The 18147-nt window shown below is 28.3% G+C and carries 15 protein-coding genes; 2 read left to right on the plus strand and 13 right to left on the minus strand.

Translation table 11 applies throughout. From position 1 onward, the window contains the following. Window positions 1–14 precede the first annotated feature (14 nt). Complete coding sequence (gene hypB, locus ACH36K_RS14855) at window positions 15–686, minus strand: hydrogenase nickel incorporation protein HypB (RefSeq protein WP_411168389.1); 672 nt, start codon at window positions 684–686, stop codon at window positions 15–17. Between the two features lie 314 nt (window positions 687–1000). Between hypB and ACH36K_RS14860 the strand changes: the two genes are divergently transcribed. Then, on the plus strand, window positions 1001–1591 hold the full coding sequence (locus tag ACH36K_RS14860; RefSeq protein WP_411168390.1) for a TetR/AcrR family transcriptional regulator: 591 nt from the start codon (window positions 1001–1003) through the stop codon (window positions 1589–1591). Window positions 1592–1709: 118 nt separating this feature from the next. Here the strand turns inward: ACH36K_RS14860 and ACH36K_RS14865 are convergent, their stop codons facing one another. The 6 genes from ACH36K_RS14865 to ACH36K_RS14890 all read right to left on the minus strand — a co-directional run bounded on the left by ACH36K_RS14865 (window position 1710) and on the right by ACH36K_RS14890 (window position 9342). Beyond that, window positions 1710–2561, minus strand: coding sequence for a GyrI-like domain-containing protein (locus tag ACH36K_RS14865; RefSeq protein ID WP_411168391.1), 852 nt, complete (start codon window positions 2559–2561; stop codon window positions 1710–1712). Between the two features lie 204 nt (window positions 2562–2765). After that, complete coding sequence (locus tag ACH36K_RS14870; RefSeq protein WP_411168392.1) at window positions 2766–4202, minus strand: 6-phospho-beta-glucosidase; 1437 nt, start codon at window positions 4200–4202, stop codon at window positions 2766–2768. A 16-nt stretch (window positions 4203–4218) separates the two neighbouring features. Continuing rightward, window positions 4219–6132, minus strand: a complete 1914-nt coding sequence (locus ACH36K_RS14875) for a beta-glucoside-specific PTS transporter subunit IIABC (RefSeq protein WP_411168393.1) — start codon at window positions 6130–6132, stop codon at window positions 4219–4221. A 123-nt stretch (window positions 6133–6255) separates the two neighbouring features. Then, window positions 6256–7098: a BglG family transcription antiterminator LicT gene (gene licT, locus ACH36K_RS14880; protein WP_411168394.1), complete on the minus strand. Its 843-nt coding sequence runs from the start codon at window positions 7096–7098 to the stop codon at window positions 6256–6258. A 233-nt stretch (window positions 7099–7331) separates the two neighbouring features. Next, window positions 7332–8660, minus strand: a complete 1329-nt coding sequence (locus ACH36K_RS14885; protein WP_411168395.1) for a histidine kinase dimerization/phospho-acceptor domain-containing protein — start codon at window positions 8658–8660, stop codon at window positions 7332–7334. Next, window positions 8653–9342 carry a response regulator transcription factor gene (locus ACH36K_RS14890; protein WP_411170713.1) on the minus strand — a complete coding sequence of 230 codons (690 nt, stop codon included), beginning with the start codon at window positions 9340–9342 and terminating at the stop codon, window positions 8653–8655. The genes ACH36K_RS14885 and ACH36K_RS14890 overlap by 8 nt, the downstream gene beginning before the upstream one ends. A gap of 180 nt (window positions 9343–9522) precedes the next feature. Between ACH36K_RS14890 and ACH36K_RS14895 the strand changes: the two genes are divergently transcribed. After that, on the plus strand, window positions 9523–10212 hold the full coding sequence (locus tag ACH36K_RS14895; RefSeq protein WP_411168396.1) for a TVP38/TMEM64 family protein: 690 nt from the start codon (window positions 9523–9525) through the stop codon (window positions 10210–10212). Between the two features lie 136 nt (window positions 10213–10348). Here the strand turns inward: ACH36K_RS14895 and ACH36K_RS14900 are convergent, their stop codons facing one another. The 6 genes from ACH36K_RS14900 to ACH36K_RS14925 form a co-directional block, all read right to left on the minus strand. Then, entirely contained in the window at window positions 10349–10987 is a 639-nt protein-coding gene (locus ACH36K_RS14900) for a nitroreductase family protein (protein ID WP_411168397.1), read from the minus strand. Between the two features lie 104 nt (window positions 10988–11091). Next, a complete protein-coding gene (locus tag ACH36K_RS14905; RefSeq protein WP_411168398.1) occupies window positions 11092–12057 on the minus strand; it encodes a tRNA dihydrouridine synthase in 966 nt (321 codons plus the stop codon). A 95-nt stretch (window positions 12058–12152) separates the two neighbouring features. Then, a complete protein-coding gene (locus tag ACH36K_RS14910; protein WP_411168399.1) occupies window positions 12153–13070 on the minus strand; it encodes an exonuclease domain-containing protein in 918 nt (305 codons plus the stop codon). A 288-nt stretch (window positions 13071–13358) separates the two neighbouring features. Continuing rightward, window positions 13359–15866, minus strand: coding sequence for a CsxC family protein (locus ACH36K_RS14915; protein WP_411168400.1), 2508 nt, complete (start codon window positions 15864–15866; stop codon window positions 13359–13361). A 250-nt stretch (window positions 15867–16116) separates the two neighbouring features. Beyond that, a complete protein-coding gene (locus tag ACH36K_RS14920) occupies window positions 16117–16887 on the minus strand; it encodes a CsxC family protein (protein WP_411168401.1) in 771 nt (256 codons plus the stop codon). Window positions 16888–17243: 356 nt separating this feature from the next. Further along, window positions 17244–18014: a CsxC family protein gene (locus ACH36K_RS14925; RefSeq protein WP_411168402.1), complete on the minus strand. Its 771-nt coding sequence runs from the start codon at window positions 18012–18014 to the stop codon at window positions 17244–17246. Window positions 18015–18147 lie beyond the last annotated feature (133 nt).

The raw sequence follows: 18147 nt of genomic DNA on the forward strand, positions 1-18147 counted from the left end.
AATTTATTATATCTCTAATTTTCATTCCAATTCTTAACTTCAGTACGCACCCAATCTGCCCACTCCTCAATACCTTCTCCGGTCTTCGCAGATATTGGTATTATTTTTATATTTGGATTTAATTTAGTAATATACTCTTTAACTTTCTCTAAATCAAAATCAAAATAATCCATTGCATCAATCTTATTAATTAATACAACATCTACAATAGAAAACATTAAAGGATATTTTAATGGTTTATCATGTCCTTCAGGTACACTTAAAATCATTGCATTTTTTGATGCTCCAGTATCAAATTCTGCTGGACACACTAAATTCCCTACATTTTCTAATATTGCAAAATCAATTTCTTCTGTTCCAAGTCCTAGTAAACCTTGTTTTGTCATATCTGCATCTAGATGACACATTCCACCTGTATGTAATTGAATTACTTTTGCGCCAGTTTTTGAAACAGTATTAGCATCAACATCTGAGTCAATATCAGCTTCCATAACTCCAATTCTCATTTCATCTTTTAAGGCATTAATTGTTCTTACAACTGTTGTTGTTTTACCTGAACCTGGTGATGACATCAAATTCAATAAAAATGTCTTATCTTTTTTTAACTCTTCCCTAAGCAAATCTGCTTGTCTATCATTATCTTCAAAAACACTTTGCTTAATCTCAAGAATTTTATAAGTTTCCATATTATCCACCCCTTATTTAATAATAAATTTTATTTTTTCTTTTTTTACATTTAACTTTCCCCTTTTTAACTTAAATAATAAAAAAAGTATTTCATACAATAAAAGTACATTATAAAAACATAATATTATTGACCAATTTTTCTTAACATAATTAACATAATTAAATTCACCGAATCTGATTATGTTAATAATATAACATACTTTCTTCTTATTGTAAACATATTCATAAATTGTTTTGATATTCCTTTTGTGATATACTTTAACAAAATTCAAAATCATTATGTTTTAAAATTAATTGCACGAGGAATTATATTATGAAAAAATTAACAGACCGACAAAAGCAAGCTATTGCCACAAAACTTAGAATTACACAGATAGCAACGAATCTTTTTAAAGAAAAAGGCTTTGAAAATGTAAAGATTCAAGAAATTTGTGATGCATCTGAAATTTCAACCGGTGCCTTCTACCATCATTTTAAATCTAAAAATGAAATAGTTAATACAGGTTATGAGCAAATAGATTTGTTATTAAAAGAACGATTTGAGTCACAAACCTTTAATTCAAATATAGAAAAAATGATGTACTTGTTTAGTGAGGGACTTTCTTTACTCCAAGATCTAGGATGGCTATTTGTATCTGATGTTTACAAGAATATTCTTTCTATAGATAGTAAATATACTTTAAAATCAGATCGTTTTCTTACAGTTGAAATTAAATCTGCTATAGAATCAGCTATAGAATCTGGTGAGCTAAAATCTAATATTTCTTCTGATGATTTAACTAAAACTCTTTTAAGAACATCAAGGGGTGTTATTTTTGATTGGTGCCTTCATCAAGGAAGTTATGACCTAAAAACTAATATAACTTTTGACTTAAACTTAATACTTGCTAATTATAAAAAGTAGCCTATTAAATCTAAAAAATCTCTGAAAGTGTTTATTTTACTAGTTTTAAAAGCATATAAAAAGGATGTCGCGAAACGCGACATCCTTTTTGTTAGATTAACTAGATGTAGTTTCTATATTATTTCTTTCTTATTGGTATCCATACCTCAAACTTTGAATTTGAAGGATCTGCATTTAAATAAACTTCGATATCTGGTGCATCTGCATACTCATATCCTGAAGTTGGTAGCCACTCAGTAAATGCTCTCATTTGAACTTCTTGAATTGCATCTGGCATAACCCCTCCTCCAGAGAAAATAGCCCAAGTGCATGCTGGTACCATATATTCATGCATACCTTCTGGTACTTCTTTATTAGTTTTAGTAGCAATATAGTATTCCCAGTTTTCTAATTCATCCATTGCTAAACTTAACCCTAAAACTCCATTAGATTTTTCATCCATTAAAGCTATTACATCATTAAGTCTTCCACTCTTCTCTGTCTCTGCCCAAAACTTTGGTACATACTCAAAATTCTCTTTAATATTCTTTTTAATTAATACCTTAACGCCAACAACTCTAAATTCATCTTTCTTAACTATGCTATAATTCATTTCCTCTACTCCTTTTATTGTTATTTTAAAACTTATAGGAGAATATGATTTTAGGAATGTTCCTTCCTTTTGTGCACTTGAAGGAGTTACATTGTGTAACTTTTGAAAAGCTCTATTAAAAGCAGTTGGAGATTCATATCCATAACGCATTGCTACGTCAATTACCTTATCGCCACTTTGCAAATCAATAGCCGCCTTTGTTAACCTCCGGTTCCTTATATATTCAGCAAGTGGTCTACCTGCTATATAAGAAAACATTCTCTGAAAATGATATACACTACAACATGCTAGCTTTGCTGCTTTTGTATAATCAATTTCTCCATCTAAATTATCTTCAATATAATTTAATGCTTCATTTAACCTATCTAACCATTCCATAAACTTCATCTCCTTACAATAAAAGTATAGCAATATACAAATTTAATAACCTCTCATTTTCTGCACAAATATGAGAGATTAACTATATGTAAATTTAATCTTTATTTCTATTTCTCAAGCAATATAAATATTATATATAGAAGAAGGTAGTAAACACAACCTATGCTTACTACCTTAAGGTATAATATTGAGCTTTAATTTTTATTAATCTAAGTCTTCCCCATTACTTTCTATAACCTTCTTATACCAGTAAAAAGATTTTTTCTTGTATCTTTTGAAGGTGCCATTTCCTTCATTATCTTTATCTACATATATAAAGCCATAACGTTTCTTCATTTCTCCTGTAGATGCACTGACTAAGTCAATACATCCCCAAGTAGTATAACCAAAGACGTCAACACCATCTATTTCAATAGCATCTCTCATAGCTTTTATATGCTCTCTTAAGTAGTCTATACGGTAATCATCATATATATTTCCATTCTCGTCTATAACATCTATTGCTCCTAAGCCGTTTTCTGCAATAAATAATGGTTTTTGATAACGATCAAATAAACTATTTAATGTAATACGGAATCCTAATGGATCTATTTGCCATCCCCACTCACTTGCCTCTAAGTAAGGATTTCTTAATGTAGGAAATACATTCCCTTGTGTTAATTTATTTATTTCTGGGTCAGCACTTGTTAATTGACTATTGTAATAAGATAAAGATATAAAATCTACAGTATGTTTCTTAAGTAGTTCCTTATCCCCATCTTCCATCTTAGGCATAATTCCTTTGCATTCCATCTCTTTTAAAGCATAATTAGGATAATAACCTCTTGCTTGTACATCTATAAAGAAATACCCTTCTCTATCACCTCTATAAGCCTTCCAAACATCCTTAGGATTACTTGTATTTGGATAAGTACTTCCTGCTGCAATCATACATCCAATCTTATTGTTTGGATCAATTTCATGTGCAATCTTAGTTGCAATAGCACTAGCAACAAGCTCATGATGAATAGCTTGGTATTGAACCTTTTCAAAGTTTTCTCCCTCTTCTTTTAATAATCCTGCTCCCATAAATGGTAAATGTAAAATCATATTAATTTCATTAAAAGTTATCCAATGGTTTACTAATCCCTTATAACGTCTAAATAATACGTTACATAAATTTTCATAAAAACCTATAAGCTTTCTATTTTTCCATCCACCATATTTCTTTATTAAGTGAATTGGACAATCGAAATGGGTAATTGTTACTAAAGGACTTATTCCATATCTTTTACATTCTTTAAATATATCTTCATAGAATTTTAATCCTTCCTCATTTGGTTTTTCCTCATCACCCTTTGGAAAGATACGACTCCATCCAATACTCATACGATAAACTTTAAATCCCATTTCTGAAAATAATGCAATATCTTCTTTAAATCTATGGTACATATCAATTCCATCTTTAGCAGGATAATAATATTTATCATCAAATCCTAACATCTTCATAGTTCCATCCATTACAGGGAAGCGATCTTCTCCATAAGGAATTACATCAACATTTGCTAATCCTCTGCCACCTTCATTATATCCACCTTCACATTGGTTAGCAGCAGTAGCTCCACCCCATAAAAAGTCTTTTGGAAATCTTTCATTATTCATTTAACTAACCTACCTTTTAAAAAATAACTGTAAGAAAGTCACTACTATTTTCAGATAATCCACTTTCTATAACATCAAAGTATTGATCATGGTTAGTAACAACTATAGGTGTTATAGTTGAATAACCCTCTTCCTCTATTCCCTTTATATCAAACTCAAGTAATTCATCACCTATTTCAACAGTATCTCCTTGCTTTACTTTAGGGCTAAAATGCTTACCTTGTAAATTAACAGTATCCATACCAACATGAATTAAAAGCTCTACTCCTGTTTCACTAGTTAATCCAATAGCATGATATGTTGGAAATAAAGTTGTAACTGTTCCTTTTACAGGTGATTTAACTATACCTTTAGATGGTTTTATAGCTAAACCTTTTCCAAGCACACCTTCTGCAAATGCATCATCTGATACTTCACTTAATGGAAGAATAGTTCCCTCCATAGGCATATTTACTACTTCTTTTTCTAAGTTTGATTTTATTACTTCCTTCTTAGTATCTTCAACTTCTACCTTGTCTTCTTCTTTATCTTTAAAGAATATCATTGTTAAAGCAAATGCAATAGCCATAGCAACAATAACACCAATTACAGCAACTTTAATATTATCCATACTATTAGTTGCTGGGTCTATCATTGCAGGAAATTCAAATATTCCTAATCCCCCCATAATAAACTCTTTTAAATCAGCATAACCATAATATGCACCTGCTACCCCTGATGCTATACAACTTATAATAAATGGCTTTTTAAGTGGTAACAGTATTCCATAGATTGCTGGTTCTGTAACACCAAAAATTCCTGAAATAGCTGCTGGAAGACATAAACTCTTTAATTTTTTATCCTTTGTTTTAATCATTATAGCTATAACAACAGCAGTTGTTGCAAAAGTTGTAGCAAAGAAAGGCATCATAACATTGTCATAACCTAAAGTTGATATATTGTTTATATAAATCGGAAGTAGTCCCCAGTGTATACCAAATATAACTAAAACTTGCCAGAACAAACCTATAACAGCACCTGCTACTAGTGGTGAGATTCCTCGTATAGCTAATATTACATTAGTCACTATTGTAGATGCATAAGTAGCTATTGGTCCAACAACTATAAAACCTAATACTAATGCAAATAATAGTGTTAACATTGGCACAAAGAAAAATTTAAGTAACTCTGGAACTATTTTATCAAATAGCTTTTGGAACTTAGCTGCAACATAACATATTAAGATTACAGGTATTACTGTTGAAGTATAATTCATAGCGATAATAGGTAACCCTAAAAACTCTATATATACTGGTGAAGCAAACATTGTTCCATCAAATAATGTATACAATGGCTCAAGAGTTGCTGATAATGTACCTTGTTGAATTGCAGGATAACATAATGCTATACCGATTATTAACCCAACAAATGGCTTTAAACCAAATTTCTTAGCTGCTGTATAACCTAACATAACAGGTAAATACATAAACATTGCATCACCAATTACATTTAAAATCATATAAGTTCCACTATCTGGAGTAACCCAACCTAGTGCACTAAATAAAGCAAGGAATCCCTTAATCATACCTGCTGCAGTTAATACACCTAAAATAGGTTGAAAAATCCCTGAAATAACATCAATAAACTTATCGAATGGCTTCTTATTTTTATTATCTTCACTCTTACTTTCACTTTCAGAAGATATTCCTGCCACTTCACAAACATCTTCATAAACCTTAGATACGTGATTACCAATAACAACTTGATATTGACCTGCTGATTTCAGTATTGTAACAATACCGTCCATATTCTTTAAAACAGCATCATTAGCCTTTGATTCATCATCTAATTGAAAACGCAATCTAGTTATACAATGAGTTAAGCTTTTAATATTTTCCTTTCCTCCAACATTTTTAATAATATCTTTTGCTAATTGTTCATATTTTCCCATTTTTAATACCTCCATTGATTCATTTTTAGTAAATATGAAATATGAAGGTTTGGCCAACTTAATGTCACCACCCAAAACAAAAATTAATAGTTAATTTGATATACCTCCTTATTTAATAGTATATTAAATAGTTTGTTTACTTAAAATTTTAGCGATATGAATCGTTAAATATAATTTTTCTTCATTTGAAATAACATAATTATATTTTTTATAAATAAACTCACTTATTTTATTAACACATTTATATGAATCCTGATATTTTACCTTAATTATATCTAGCAAATTATCATCATTTTCATCATCAAAGGTTTTACCAGTTATAAGCCTCTGTGAAAAGAACTTTATATGAGTTACAAATCTATAAAAATATACTGACTCTTCATCAAAAGTAATACTTAAATTATATTTAACAATATTTAATATCTCTTGCATTACCTTTGTTATGTCGTACATATTTGTTAGGCTTTCATCCATTAAACTATTGGCAATGTGTATAGCTATAAATCCTGCTTCATCCTCTGGCAAATCTACATCTATTCTCTTCTCAATTATTTTTAATGCTTCTAAACCTATTACAAATTCATCTTTATAGAACCTCTTTATATCCCATAACAAGAAATTCTTCATATTTATCCCATCCAGATGTCTTTCTACTGCAGTCTTTATATGATCACTTAATGAAATAATTAAATTATCATTTAACCTTTTTCCTAACTGAAGTTTAGCATATTTAATAATTTCATCAGCTACTTCAACATAGTCCAAAGGCATGTCCTTTAATAATTCTGTAAACTTATTAGTCATATTTTTATCAGATAAAGTAAAGACCTTATCAATCATATTTTCCTCTATTTCGTCTCCAACACGTTTCTTATATGCAATACCTCTACCCATAACAATTTGTTCTTCATCGTTTTTATCTAATATTAAAACAACATTGTTATTTAGTATTTTGTAAATAATCATACTTCCACCTCCTACATAAAAAAATCCTGCACAAAATTAATTATAGTATATAGGTATACTATAATTAATTTTGTGCAGGTTTAGCTTGCTCAAACAATCACTATCCTAACGTTCAATATGCATTTATCTACATGTATGTTATCATATATAAAGGTTTAATGCAAATGTTTTCTAAATATCTTTTATAGCTTAAGATTTTATTTTTTAAGTACAAATTTTTTAGCTTAATTTACTTAGTTATTACTTAATTTTATAGCTAAGCTAATCTGTACAGAAAAAGTATTTTCTGTTTTTCTAACAACAATTTCTCCCTTATGCTTTTCGATAATTTTTTTACATGTTTTCATGCCAATTCCTGTGCTGCTTACTATTTTCAAATTATTATTTATTTGGTTTTCAACATAAATAAATAATAATTGATTTTCTATATAGTATTTAACTTTAACTAGCTTGGATTTATCTGCATATTTAATGATATTAGAGAAAATATTATCAAAAACCCTCTGTATCGAAATTAAATTTACTTCTATAAGAAAAGACATGTTACAAGAATTAATTTGAAAATCAAAACCGTTATCTTCCAATATAAAAATTTTCTCTTCAAGTAGTTGATCTAAAAGTTCATTTCCATCAAAAGTCTCTAATTCTAAATCATCATCATTAGTATTAAACACCATAAAGTATTCAAATAATTTATCAGAGAGATATTTAATTTGATATGCTTTTTCTCTACTATTGTGAATATACTGTCTCAAATTTTCATCTGTCTTATACTTTTTGTATTCTATAATATCTAAGTATCCTACTAGTACTGTAAGAGGTGTTCTTAAATCATGTGACATTGCTGTAATAAGTTCGCTATTTGCTACCCTTGCTTTATCTTCACTTTCCAATCTCCCTATAAATGATTTTCTCATCTCATTAATTCCTTTAGCCAAAGAAGAAAGCTCATCATTCCCATTAATAGTAATTTCGTGATTTAAATTGCCACCTTCTAGTATTCTTATTTCACTCTCAAGCATTGCAATATAGGTTGTTTTTCTTTTTATAAAAAATAACATAATTGTTATAAAGCAGAAAAAGGAAACTGCAATACCAAAACAGCTTACAATATAATAATACTTGTACTCAAAAAAGCATTCCATATACATTTTTGCATCGGTATCATTAAATGTAATATCATAGAGGGTTTTACTTGGCAAAAATATTAAACTTTCCTGATATTCTTCATAATCAATAATTGAATTGTTCATATTAGAATCATAGACTAATTTATTGTCCTTATAAATATAAAGATTTACATATTTCTCTTTACGAACCCATTTTGTTATTTCATCATGATCATTTATTGTCAAATTGTTCTCTAATATATATGTTCTAAAATCAGATATAGCTTGATTTTTTTCTTTGTCCATAAAGGATATTTTATTAAAATGATTATCTAATATACTTTCCCCTATTGTTTGTAATAAAAAGAATATACCAACAGATATAATGAATGAAAATATTAAACATAGAATTAATTTAATTTCTAGTTTTGTACATAAAAATTTCTTATTCAATTCTGTATCCCTTTCCCCATACTGTTTTTACATATTTAGGGTTCTCTGGGTCCTTTTCCAATTTTCTTCTTAGGTTTCTTATATGTACCATAACTGTATTGTTACAAGAATAGAAATAAGGCTCTTTCCAAACACTTTCATATAAATTTTGTGCTGAAAATATTTTTTTCCGATTCTGCGCCATTAACAGCAAGATATTATACTCAATTTCTGTCAGTGTAACTTCTTCTTCATCTATTGATACTTCATTTGAAGTTGTATTTATTGTTAATCCATTTATATTAATACTACCAATTGAATCAATTTTATCTTTTCCTTTATATACATAATACCTTCTAAGTAACGCTTTAACTCTTGAAACTAGCTCGGTATATGAAAAAGGCTTTGATAGATAATCATCACTTCCCACAGAAAATCCCATACATTTATCTGAATCTTGAGTTTTAGCAGTTAAAAACAAAATAGGAGCACTTGTTTTTTCACGAATTTCTGCACATGCCTTAAATCCAGACTTTCTAGGCATCATTATATCAAGTATGATTAAATCTATACTTCCATCAACTTTAATTACAGCATCTTCACCATCTACAGCTTCTATTACATTATAGCCCTCACTCTCTAATAAAACGCGGACTATTTCTCTTATCTCGTCATTATCATCTGCTATCAAAATATTTTTCATAGTATTCATTGAATCTTCCTCCATTTTATTATTAGTATATACGTCAATATAGTTTAAATCTATATTATTTAAGTGATTTAATATTTCTTAAGAACTCTTAAGATTTATTATAGCCAAATCTTAAGATGTTTCTAATAAACTATTAATTAAAAATAACACAGGAGGAATTACTAAACAATTATGAATAAATCTAAAAAATTTTTAATTTTCAAGATATTAGCAGCTTTATTAATTTTTTTGACAATTATATTAGTGTTAAAATATTTACCACATATCATTGAATTGACTGTATCAGTTGATAAATTTAGGGACTATATAATTTCTCTAGGCAGTTTTGGATCTGTTGTTTTAATTTTTTTTCAAATGCTACAAACAATTATTGCTCCAATTCCAGGAGAGGTAATTCAAGTTGCTGGTGGATATGTTTATGGCGTGACCTTTGGTGTAATTTATACAACAATAGGGCTGCTGTTAGGAGCTATTATAGCTTTCTACTTTACCAGGTTTATAGGCAGACATTTTATAGAAAAGCTACTAAGTAAGAACAATTCTCAATGGATGGTGGATATCATGGACAGCAAAAAATTTTCTGCTATCTTATTCATTGTTTTTCTAGTTCCTGGGTTACCTAAAGATTTTTTAATATACGTTGCAGGATTAACACCTATAAATCCATTAAGATTTTTTGGAATTTTACTCGTTAGTAGATTTCCGTGGCTTTTAGCCTCTGTAAGTATTGGCTCCAATATTCACTATGGTAATTATATATCAACAATAATAATAGCACTCATATCCCTGGTATCATTTATTTTTGGAATACGTTACAAAGATAAGATTATAAGCAAGTTTTCATCTAATAAAAATGCTTAAGAGTAGCAATTATATTGCTACTCTTATCATTAAATAGGCAAAGTTAAAGTGACAGAAAATCCACCATAAGAGCTATGCCCAATAAAAACACTTCCCTTATGGGAGGACAAAATCTGTTTGACAATCATTTTTATTACTAATCTATAAATGTTACAACTTCCTCTAATGGCTTACGAGGAGGTTGTTTTGGTGTATTATCCTCTGCTACTCCTAATGCAATCATAGACATAAGCTCATATCCTTCTTTTTCAAAATTAATTAAACTTTCTATCTCAGTTTTTGCATGTGTAGGGCCTGTCATATAGCAGGTTCCATACCCCATTTCTGTTGCTGCTAGTAATATATTTTCAACTGCTGCTCCTATTCCTTGAGCTGCTGATTGTGGTGATAATAATACATCAAGAATCTCTTTTGGTGCATTATTTTCTTTTAATATCTTATATTCCATCATTTTATATTCACTACCATACACTAATATTAATACTGGTGCATCTTTAAAACATGTGTAATAACTTATTACGCTCATATGTCTTTTATAATCTTTTTCATTTTTTGCAAGTTGTCCAATTCTCTTATGGCTTTCAGTAACTATATTAGCCATTTCATTTATTACATCTTTATTTTGTAATACAACAAAATGCCAGTTTTGTTGATGCTTTGGAGATGGTGCATAAGTACCAGCTTTTATTATTTCTAATATATCTTCTTTTTTTACTTGTGTATCCTTAAACTGTCTTATACTTTTACGATTATAAATAAAATCTAAGTTTGCCATTATTTATTTCTCCTTGTAAATTTTAATAATAAACAGATTATAAATAAAAAGGTATGTTAGGTCAACTTTTCATTTTTCTTAATCTTATAGAACTGTACATATGTTTAATACTCATTGCTAAATAAGCCTGCCCCTTTTATGATTTCCTGTTCCGTAAATAAACTTAAAACGGCTTCATTATAGTCATCTACCCTTTGGGCCTTCTTTATTCTTTTAGCATATTTTTTATTATCTGAAAATATGTAAATCATATATCCCCAAAGCTCTTTCATTCTAAATATTGCATTTTTATCTTCATTAAACAATTCTCTATATCCATTAAAAACTTCATCATGAAAATTCTTTAATACTTCTTTATCCATAAAGGCACTGTTTTTAATTTCATCTATTAATCCTGGATTAGCTAATATTCCTCTTCCTAGCATTACTGTTTTTACTTCTGGAAAAGCTTTTGTTAACTTATTATAATCATCAACAGTGAAAATATCTCCATTATAACATACTGGATTATTACTTAATGATAATGAATCTTTAAATACCTCTAAATTAGGTTTGTTCCCATAAAAATCCTCTCTTGTTCTAGGATGAATAATTAACTCTTCTAAGGGATATTTATTGTAAATTTTTATTATTTCATAAAATTCCTCTGGACTATCTTTTCCTATTCTAGTTTTTATAGAAATCTTCATATCCTCAATTTTAAATATTTCATCTAGAAACCTATCAAGTTCTTCTCTTTTAGCTAAAAACCCTGAGCCCCTATTTTTTGAAACAACTGTCCCAGAAGGACATCCTAAATTTAAATTAATTTCATTATAACCTAATTGTTGTAACTTTCTTGAAGTAGAAATAAAACCTTCTGAATCATTAGTAAGTATTTGAGGAACTATACTAAGTCCTTCATTATTCTCAGGTAAAACATCTTTCAATTCTTTGGTTTTGAAACTTTTACTGCTAGTTGGGACAATAAAAGGTGTAAAGTATTTATCAATATTATTAAAAAACTTTTTATAAGAATTTCTATATATATGTCCTGTAATTCCTTCCATTGGTGCTAAATAACATTTCATAGAACAACTCCTTTTAAACATTCTAAAAAACATTATATCAGCCTTCTTTTTGGTTATCTACATAATATTAATTATATTTTCTTCCCACCCACAACTTAAACATTAAAAAATTCCTCTTCATTCATAAATTTTATATTCTGTCCTTTTTCCTTTAAATCTGTTGCTTTTCTTAGTTTAGTACTCATTTCTTCTCTACGTAAATCTTTTATGTCTTTCATATTTGTAACTAAAATTGTTGTCTTTTTAGTAACAGAACTTCCTGTAGTTCCTCCAAGTCTTCTAACTAGTCTTATAGCCTCATCTCTAGACATAGAGTTTAGACCTCCAGTAAATACCACCACTTCATTTTTTAAGGCATCTTCTTCAAATCTTTTTAGTAAATTTTCCTTCTTAGAATTACTTACTCTATTAGATGTTTTTAATATTCTTCCTTTTGTTGATGATGGTTTATATCCAATACTATCCACAGCTCCAATAGTTACGCCTATTAACTTAGATATTTCATTAATATCATCACATTTTAATTCTTCACATATATTAAGTAATATGTTACTACAAGCAAGAGCATCATATAGTGCATCATGGTGCTTAAACTTATATCCTAAATAATCATTAACTGTATTTAACTTTGCATTTTCAATTCCTCTATAAAAGTTTTTAGCAAGCTTCATTGTACAAATATACTCAAAACTAGGCAGTTCTATATTATAAAGTTCTGCACTTTTTCTTAAAACTGATATATCAAAGGAAGTATTATGTGCTATTACTAAATTTCCGTTAAAATAATGTTTAATCTTTCCCCACACTTGATCAAACTCTAATTCATTCTCAACCATAGCTGGCCTTATTCCATGAATTCCAATATTAATTGGCATAAACCTCATTTCCTTAGGTCTTATTAAGTGATGTACCTTCTCTATAACCTGTCCATTTTTCACAACAGCAATACCAATAGAGCATGGACTACTCCTTTTCTCATTGGCAGTTTCAAAATCAATTGCTATAAAATCCATTTATCTTCTCCATAATCTTATTGTAAAATATATTATATTGTAGTATATAATAATGAGATTATCAAAATCATCTCTAAAAAATTCTACAACAACTTCAGTATTATTACCAATAATTCTTGAAAAAGCCACAATATCTATATAAAGATTAACTAAGCAAACTGACTATATAATAAATAATAAAAGATATTTAATTAGACAGTAGATAGTTTTATTTAAAAACAAAACTATCTACTGTTTCATACTATTTGAAGAACAATTAAATTTTTAGATTTAAATTTTTTTAGAATCCTATTCTATTGATATTCTTAACTGTTGTTTTTGTAATACTTTTAGTGTTAAATTCACGGTTGATTTTTCTGTAATTTCAGTGAACGTTTGTTCTTCAGGAATTTCGCAGCTTAAAATTGGATTATTATGAATATCAACTTCAATAAAAGTTGCTTTTACTGGTTCAACAAAAGGCTTTTCATTAAAGACTTCGGTAAATACGGAACTCTGTTCACAAGGATCACGTCCAATCACTGGATTTTCATAAACGTCATACACTTTAGGTGTATCTGTAAAAAATTCCACTTCTCTTGTAGTAGTTTTTTCAGTAAAAATTGGTGATCTAAGAAAAGTAATTCTAGTAGTGAAATTAAAAGGCATTTCAACTGTACAATGTCTTATATCTCCACAAACATTCGTTGCTCTCGCTGTGGTACAAGTTTGAGTTTTATACTCAATATTCTTTTTTATAAAACCCGCTATAAATAGTACTCCTGAATTAGTATCTACACAGCTTGAAGAAAATGGAACAAGATGGGATTGGGTTAAAAATAAATTCTTTTTAATTTCTTTAATCTCCATAACTCTTTGGTCAAATGTAATATTAGCCTCAATAGGAATTGTTATATTTGTCTCTGCCAATATAACTGGAAATTTAACATATACACATTTAGTCGAAATATTGCTTTCTTTAGATAGCTCTTCTTTTACAACAGTATTATAAGCTTCTTCTAAGAATTCTTCATAACTTTCTTCTAGAGATTCTTCATATCTTTCTTCTAAAGATTCTTCATAACTTTCCTCTAGAGATTCTTCATAACTCTCTTCTAGAGATTCTTCATAACTCTCTTCTAGAGATTCTTCATAACTCTCTTCTAGAGATTCTTCATAACTCTCTTCTAGAGATTCTTCATAACTCTCTTCTAGAGATTCTTCATATCTTTCTTCTAGAGATTCTTCATATCTTTCTTCTAGAGATTCTTCATATCTTTCTTCTAGAGATTCTTCATATCTTTCTTCTAGAGATTCTTCATAACTTTCTTCTAAAGATTCTTCATAACTTTCTTCTAAAGATTCTTCATAACTTTCTTCTAAAGATTCTTCATAACTTTCTTCTAAAGATTCTTCATAACTTTTTTCTAAAGATTCTTCATAACTTTTTTCTAAAGATTCTTCATAACTTTCTTCTAAAGATTCTTCATAACTTTTTTCTAAAGATTCTTCATAACTTTTTTCTAAAGATTCTTCATAACTTTTTTCTAAAGATTCTTCATAACTTTTTTCTAAAGATTCTTCATAACTTTCTTCTGAGAATTCTTTATCATTCTCTTCTAAGAACTCTTCATTATTTTCTTCTAAAAATTCTTTACTAATTTTTTCGAAGAATTCTTCATAATTTTCTTCTAAGGATTCTTCATTATTTTCTTCTAAGAATTCTTTATCATTCTCTTCTGAGAATCCCTCATTATTTTCTTCTAAAGATTCTTTATCATTTTCTTCTGAGAACTCTTCATCATTCTCTTCTAAGGATTCTTCATCATCTTCTTCTGAAAATTCTTTATCATTTTTTTCTAAAAATTCTTTACTAATTTTTTCGAAGAATTCCTCATTATTTTCTTCTAAGAATTCTTTATAATTTTCTTCTGAGAACTCTTCATCATTCTCCTCTAAGAATTCCTCATTATTTTCTTCTGGAAATTCTTCATCATTCTCTTCTAAGAACTCCTCATTATTCTCTTCTAAGGATTCTTTATCATCTTCTTCTAAGAATTCTTCATAATTTTCTTCTAAGAATTCTTTACTAATTTTTTCGAAGAACTCTTCATTATTTTCTTCTAAGAATTCTTCATTATTTTCTCCTGAGAATTCTTTATCATTTTCTTCTGAGAACTCTTCATCATTCTCTTCTAAGGATTCTTCATCATCTTCTTCTGAAAATTCTTTATCATTTTTTTCTAAAAATTCTTTACTGATTTTTCCGAAGAATTCTTCATAATTTTCTTCTAAGAATTCTTCATTACATGAACCTTCAAGACTAGTACAATTCTTATTTTCTAATTTATCATATTGGGCTGAATCATCTTTTTTATATTTTAAGTTACTTTCTTCAATATTAATTTCTAAAGAACCATGGTTATTGTTTTTTATGTTCTCGTCATTTATGTTCTTATCTTCTATGCTATCAGTTTTAGAAGAATTAAAAAATTCACTTTGTGAAGTATCAGTTTTATCATTATTTCTTTTATGTTGTTCTTCATCATATTTTTGCTTGTATAAATAATACTTATTCTGCCTTTTAAGATAGTCTTCATAACATTTTTTTTTATATAAATAATACTCAGTCTGCCTTTTAACATATTCTTCATAATGTTTTTTTTTCTCTAGATAATACTTATTCTGCCTTTTAACATATTCTTCATAATATTTTTTCATATATATATAATAGTTGTTCTGCCTTTTAAGATATTCTTCATACTGTTTTCTCTTAAGTTGATTATAATTTTGTCTTGAATAATATATTCTTTCCATAATATCTCCTCCACTTAAGAATTTAATAAATTTAAGCATATAAATTAGTTTTTAGTGTACCTATGTAGCTGTCGCTAGTTTTAATATTTATCTTTTCTTTAAAACAGACCCAAAACCTCTCCTAGTAAGCTTTAGGTCTGTATTATATTATCAAATAATAGTAAATTTCTAGATTTATATTTATTTAATAATATTAAACTTTTAAATTTATATTTATTAAATAATATTAAATTTTTATATTATTTAATAATTATAGTGCTGTAATTTCTACCTGTTGTTTTTGTAATACTTTTAATGTTAAATTTATCACTACTTTTTCTGTAAGTTGAGTGAACTTTTGTTCTGTAGGAGTTTGGCAACTTGAAGTTGGATTTGTGTGAATATCAATTTCAGCAATATCTGCTCTTACTAATTCAGTAAAAGGTTTTTCATTAAAGAATTCTGTAAAGAAAAAGCTCTGATCGCAAGGATTACGTCCAATAACTGGATCTGCACAAGCATCGCAACCTTGAAGTTTATCTGTAAAAAATTCTAATTCACTTGGAGTGGTGTTTTCAACAAAAATCGGTTCTCTAATGAAATCAATTCTTGTTGTAAAATTAAAAGGTACTTCAACTGTGCAATGTCTTATATCTCCACAAACATTTGGAGTTCCAGCTGTCATACAAGTTTGAGTTGCATACTCAATATTCTTTCTTATAAAACCTGCTATAAATAGTATTCCAGTATCAGGTCGACAATCTTCAGAAAATGGAATAACACGGGATTGAGTTAAAAATACATTTTTTCTAATTCTTTTAATTTCAGTAGCTTCTTTGTCTAATTTAATAGTAGCTTCAACAGGAATAGTTATATTTAGTTCTGCCAATACAACTGGAACCTTAACAAATACAGGCCCACATCTAATAACATCAGGTGTTACAGGAGTTTGTTTAGTTAATGATTGTACTTGGGTAGTAACAGTTGCACAAGGCTCTGTTACACATTCAAAATCACTCATATTTTTTCTGTCATTATTCATTATAAAATTTCCTCCATCCTTATATAATTAAAATATAGTTATTTAAATCGATCTAATGTATAATATACAAATTCCTCCTTTTTTGTACATAGATAAACAAAAATATTTATTCTATTAATAAGTGTGGTTAAAATTATCAAAGTGTGGTTAAAATTATCACGCTATGTCTATTTACCTTATAACGCAAAAAATCCTCGACAACACTTATATTAAATATTGTCGAGGATATTCTTGGTAGAGACAACTTTTCTCTTAAAGACAGACTCAAACCCCTCTTAGTAAGCTTTATATTTGCAATATATCATTTAATAAGATTATTTTTTAAATTTAATTCTTAGATTTATAATTTTTTATAGTTACATTGCTTGAATTCTTACCTGTTGTTCTTGTAATACTTTTAGTGTTAAATTTACTACTACTTTTTCTGTAAGTCTAGTAAACATTTGTCCTGTAGGATTTGCGCAGTTTATAATTGGATTTGTGTTAATATCAACTTCAGTAATATCTGCTCTTACTAATTCAGTAAAAGGTTTTTCATTAAAGATTTCTGTAAAGAAAGAACTCTCATCACAAGTATTACGTCCAATTACTGGATCTGCACAAGCGTCGCAACCTTGAAGCTTATCTGTAAAAAATTCTAATTCACTTGGAGTGGTATTTTCAACAAAAACCGGTGGTCTAATGAAAGTAATTCTTGTTGTAAAATTAAAAGGTACTTCAACTGTGCAATGTCTTATATCTCCACAAACATTTGCAGTTCCAAATGTCCTGCAAGTTTGAGTTGCATACTCAATATTCTTTCTTATAAAACCTGCTATATATAGTATTCCAGTACCAGGTCTACCATCTTGAGAAAATGGAATAATACGGGATTGAGTTAAAAATACATTCTTTTTAATTCGTTTAATTTCCATAGCTGCTTGGTCTAATGTTATAGTAGCTTCAACAGGAATAGTTACATTTACCTCTGCTAATACAACTGGAACCTTAACAACTACAGGTCCTTGTGAAATAACAGAAGGAGTTACAGCAATTTGTTCGGTTAGTGATTGTGGTTGAGTAGTAACAATTGCACAAGGCTGTGTTACACATGCATTATCATTTGTATTTATTCTGTTATAATTCATAATAACATTTCCTCCATCCTTATCTAATTAAAATATAGTTAGTAAAATCTTATACTTCATAATATACAAATTCCCCCTTTTTTGTACATCGATAAACAAAAATATTTCTTCTATTAATAAGTGTGGTTAAAAT

Origin of the sequence: Clostridium sp. MB05, assembly GCF_046581255.1 — a bacterium.
Classification (GTDB): Bacteria; Bacillota; Clostridia; order Clostridiales; family Clostridiaceae; genus Clostridium.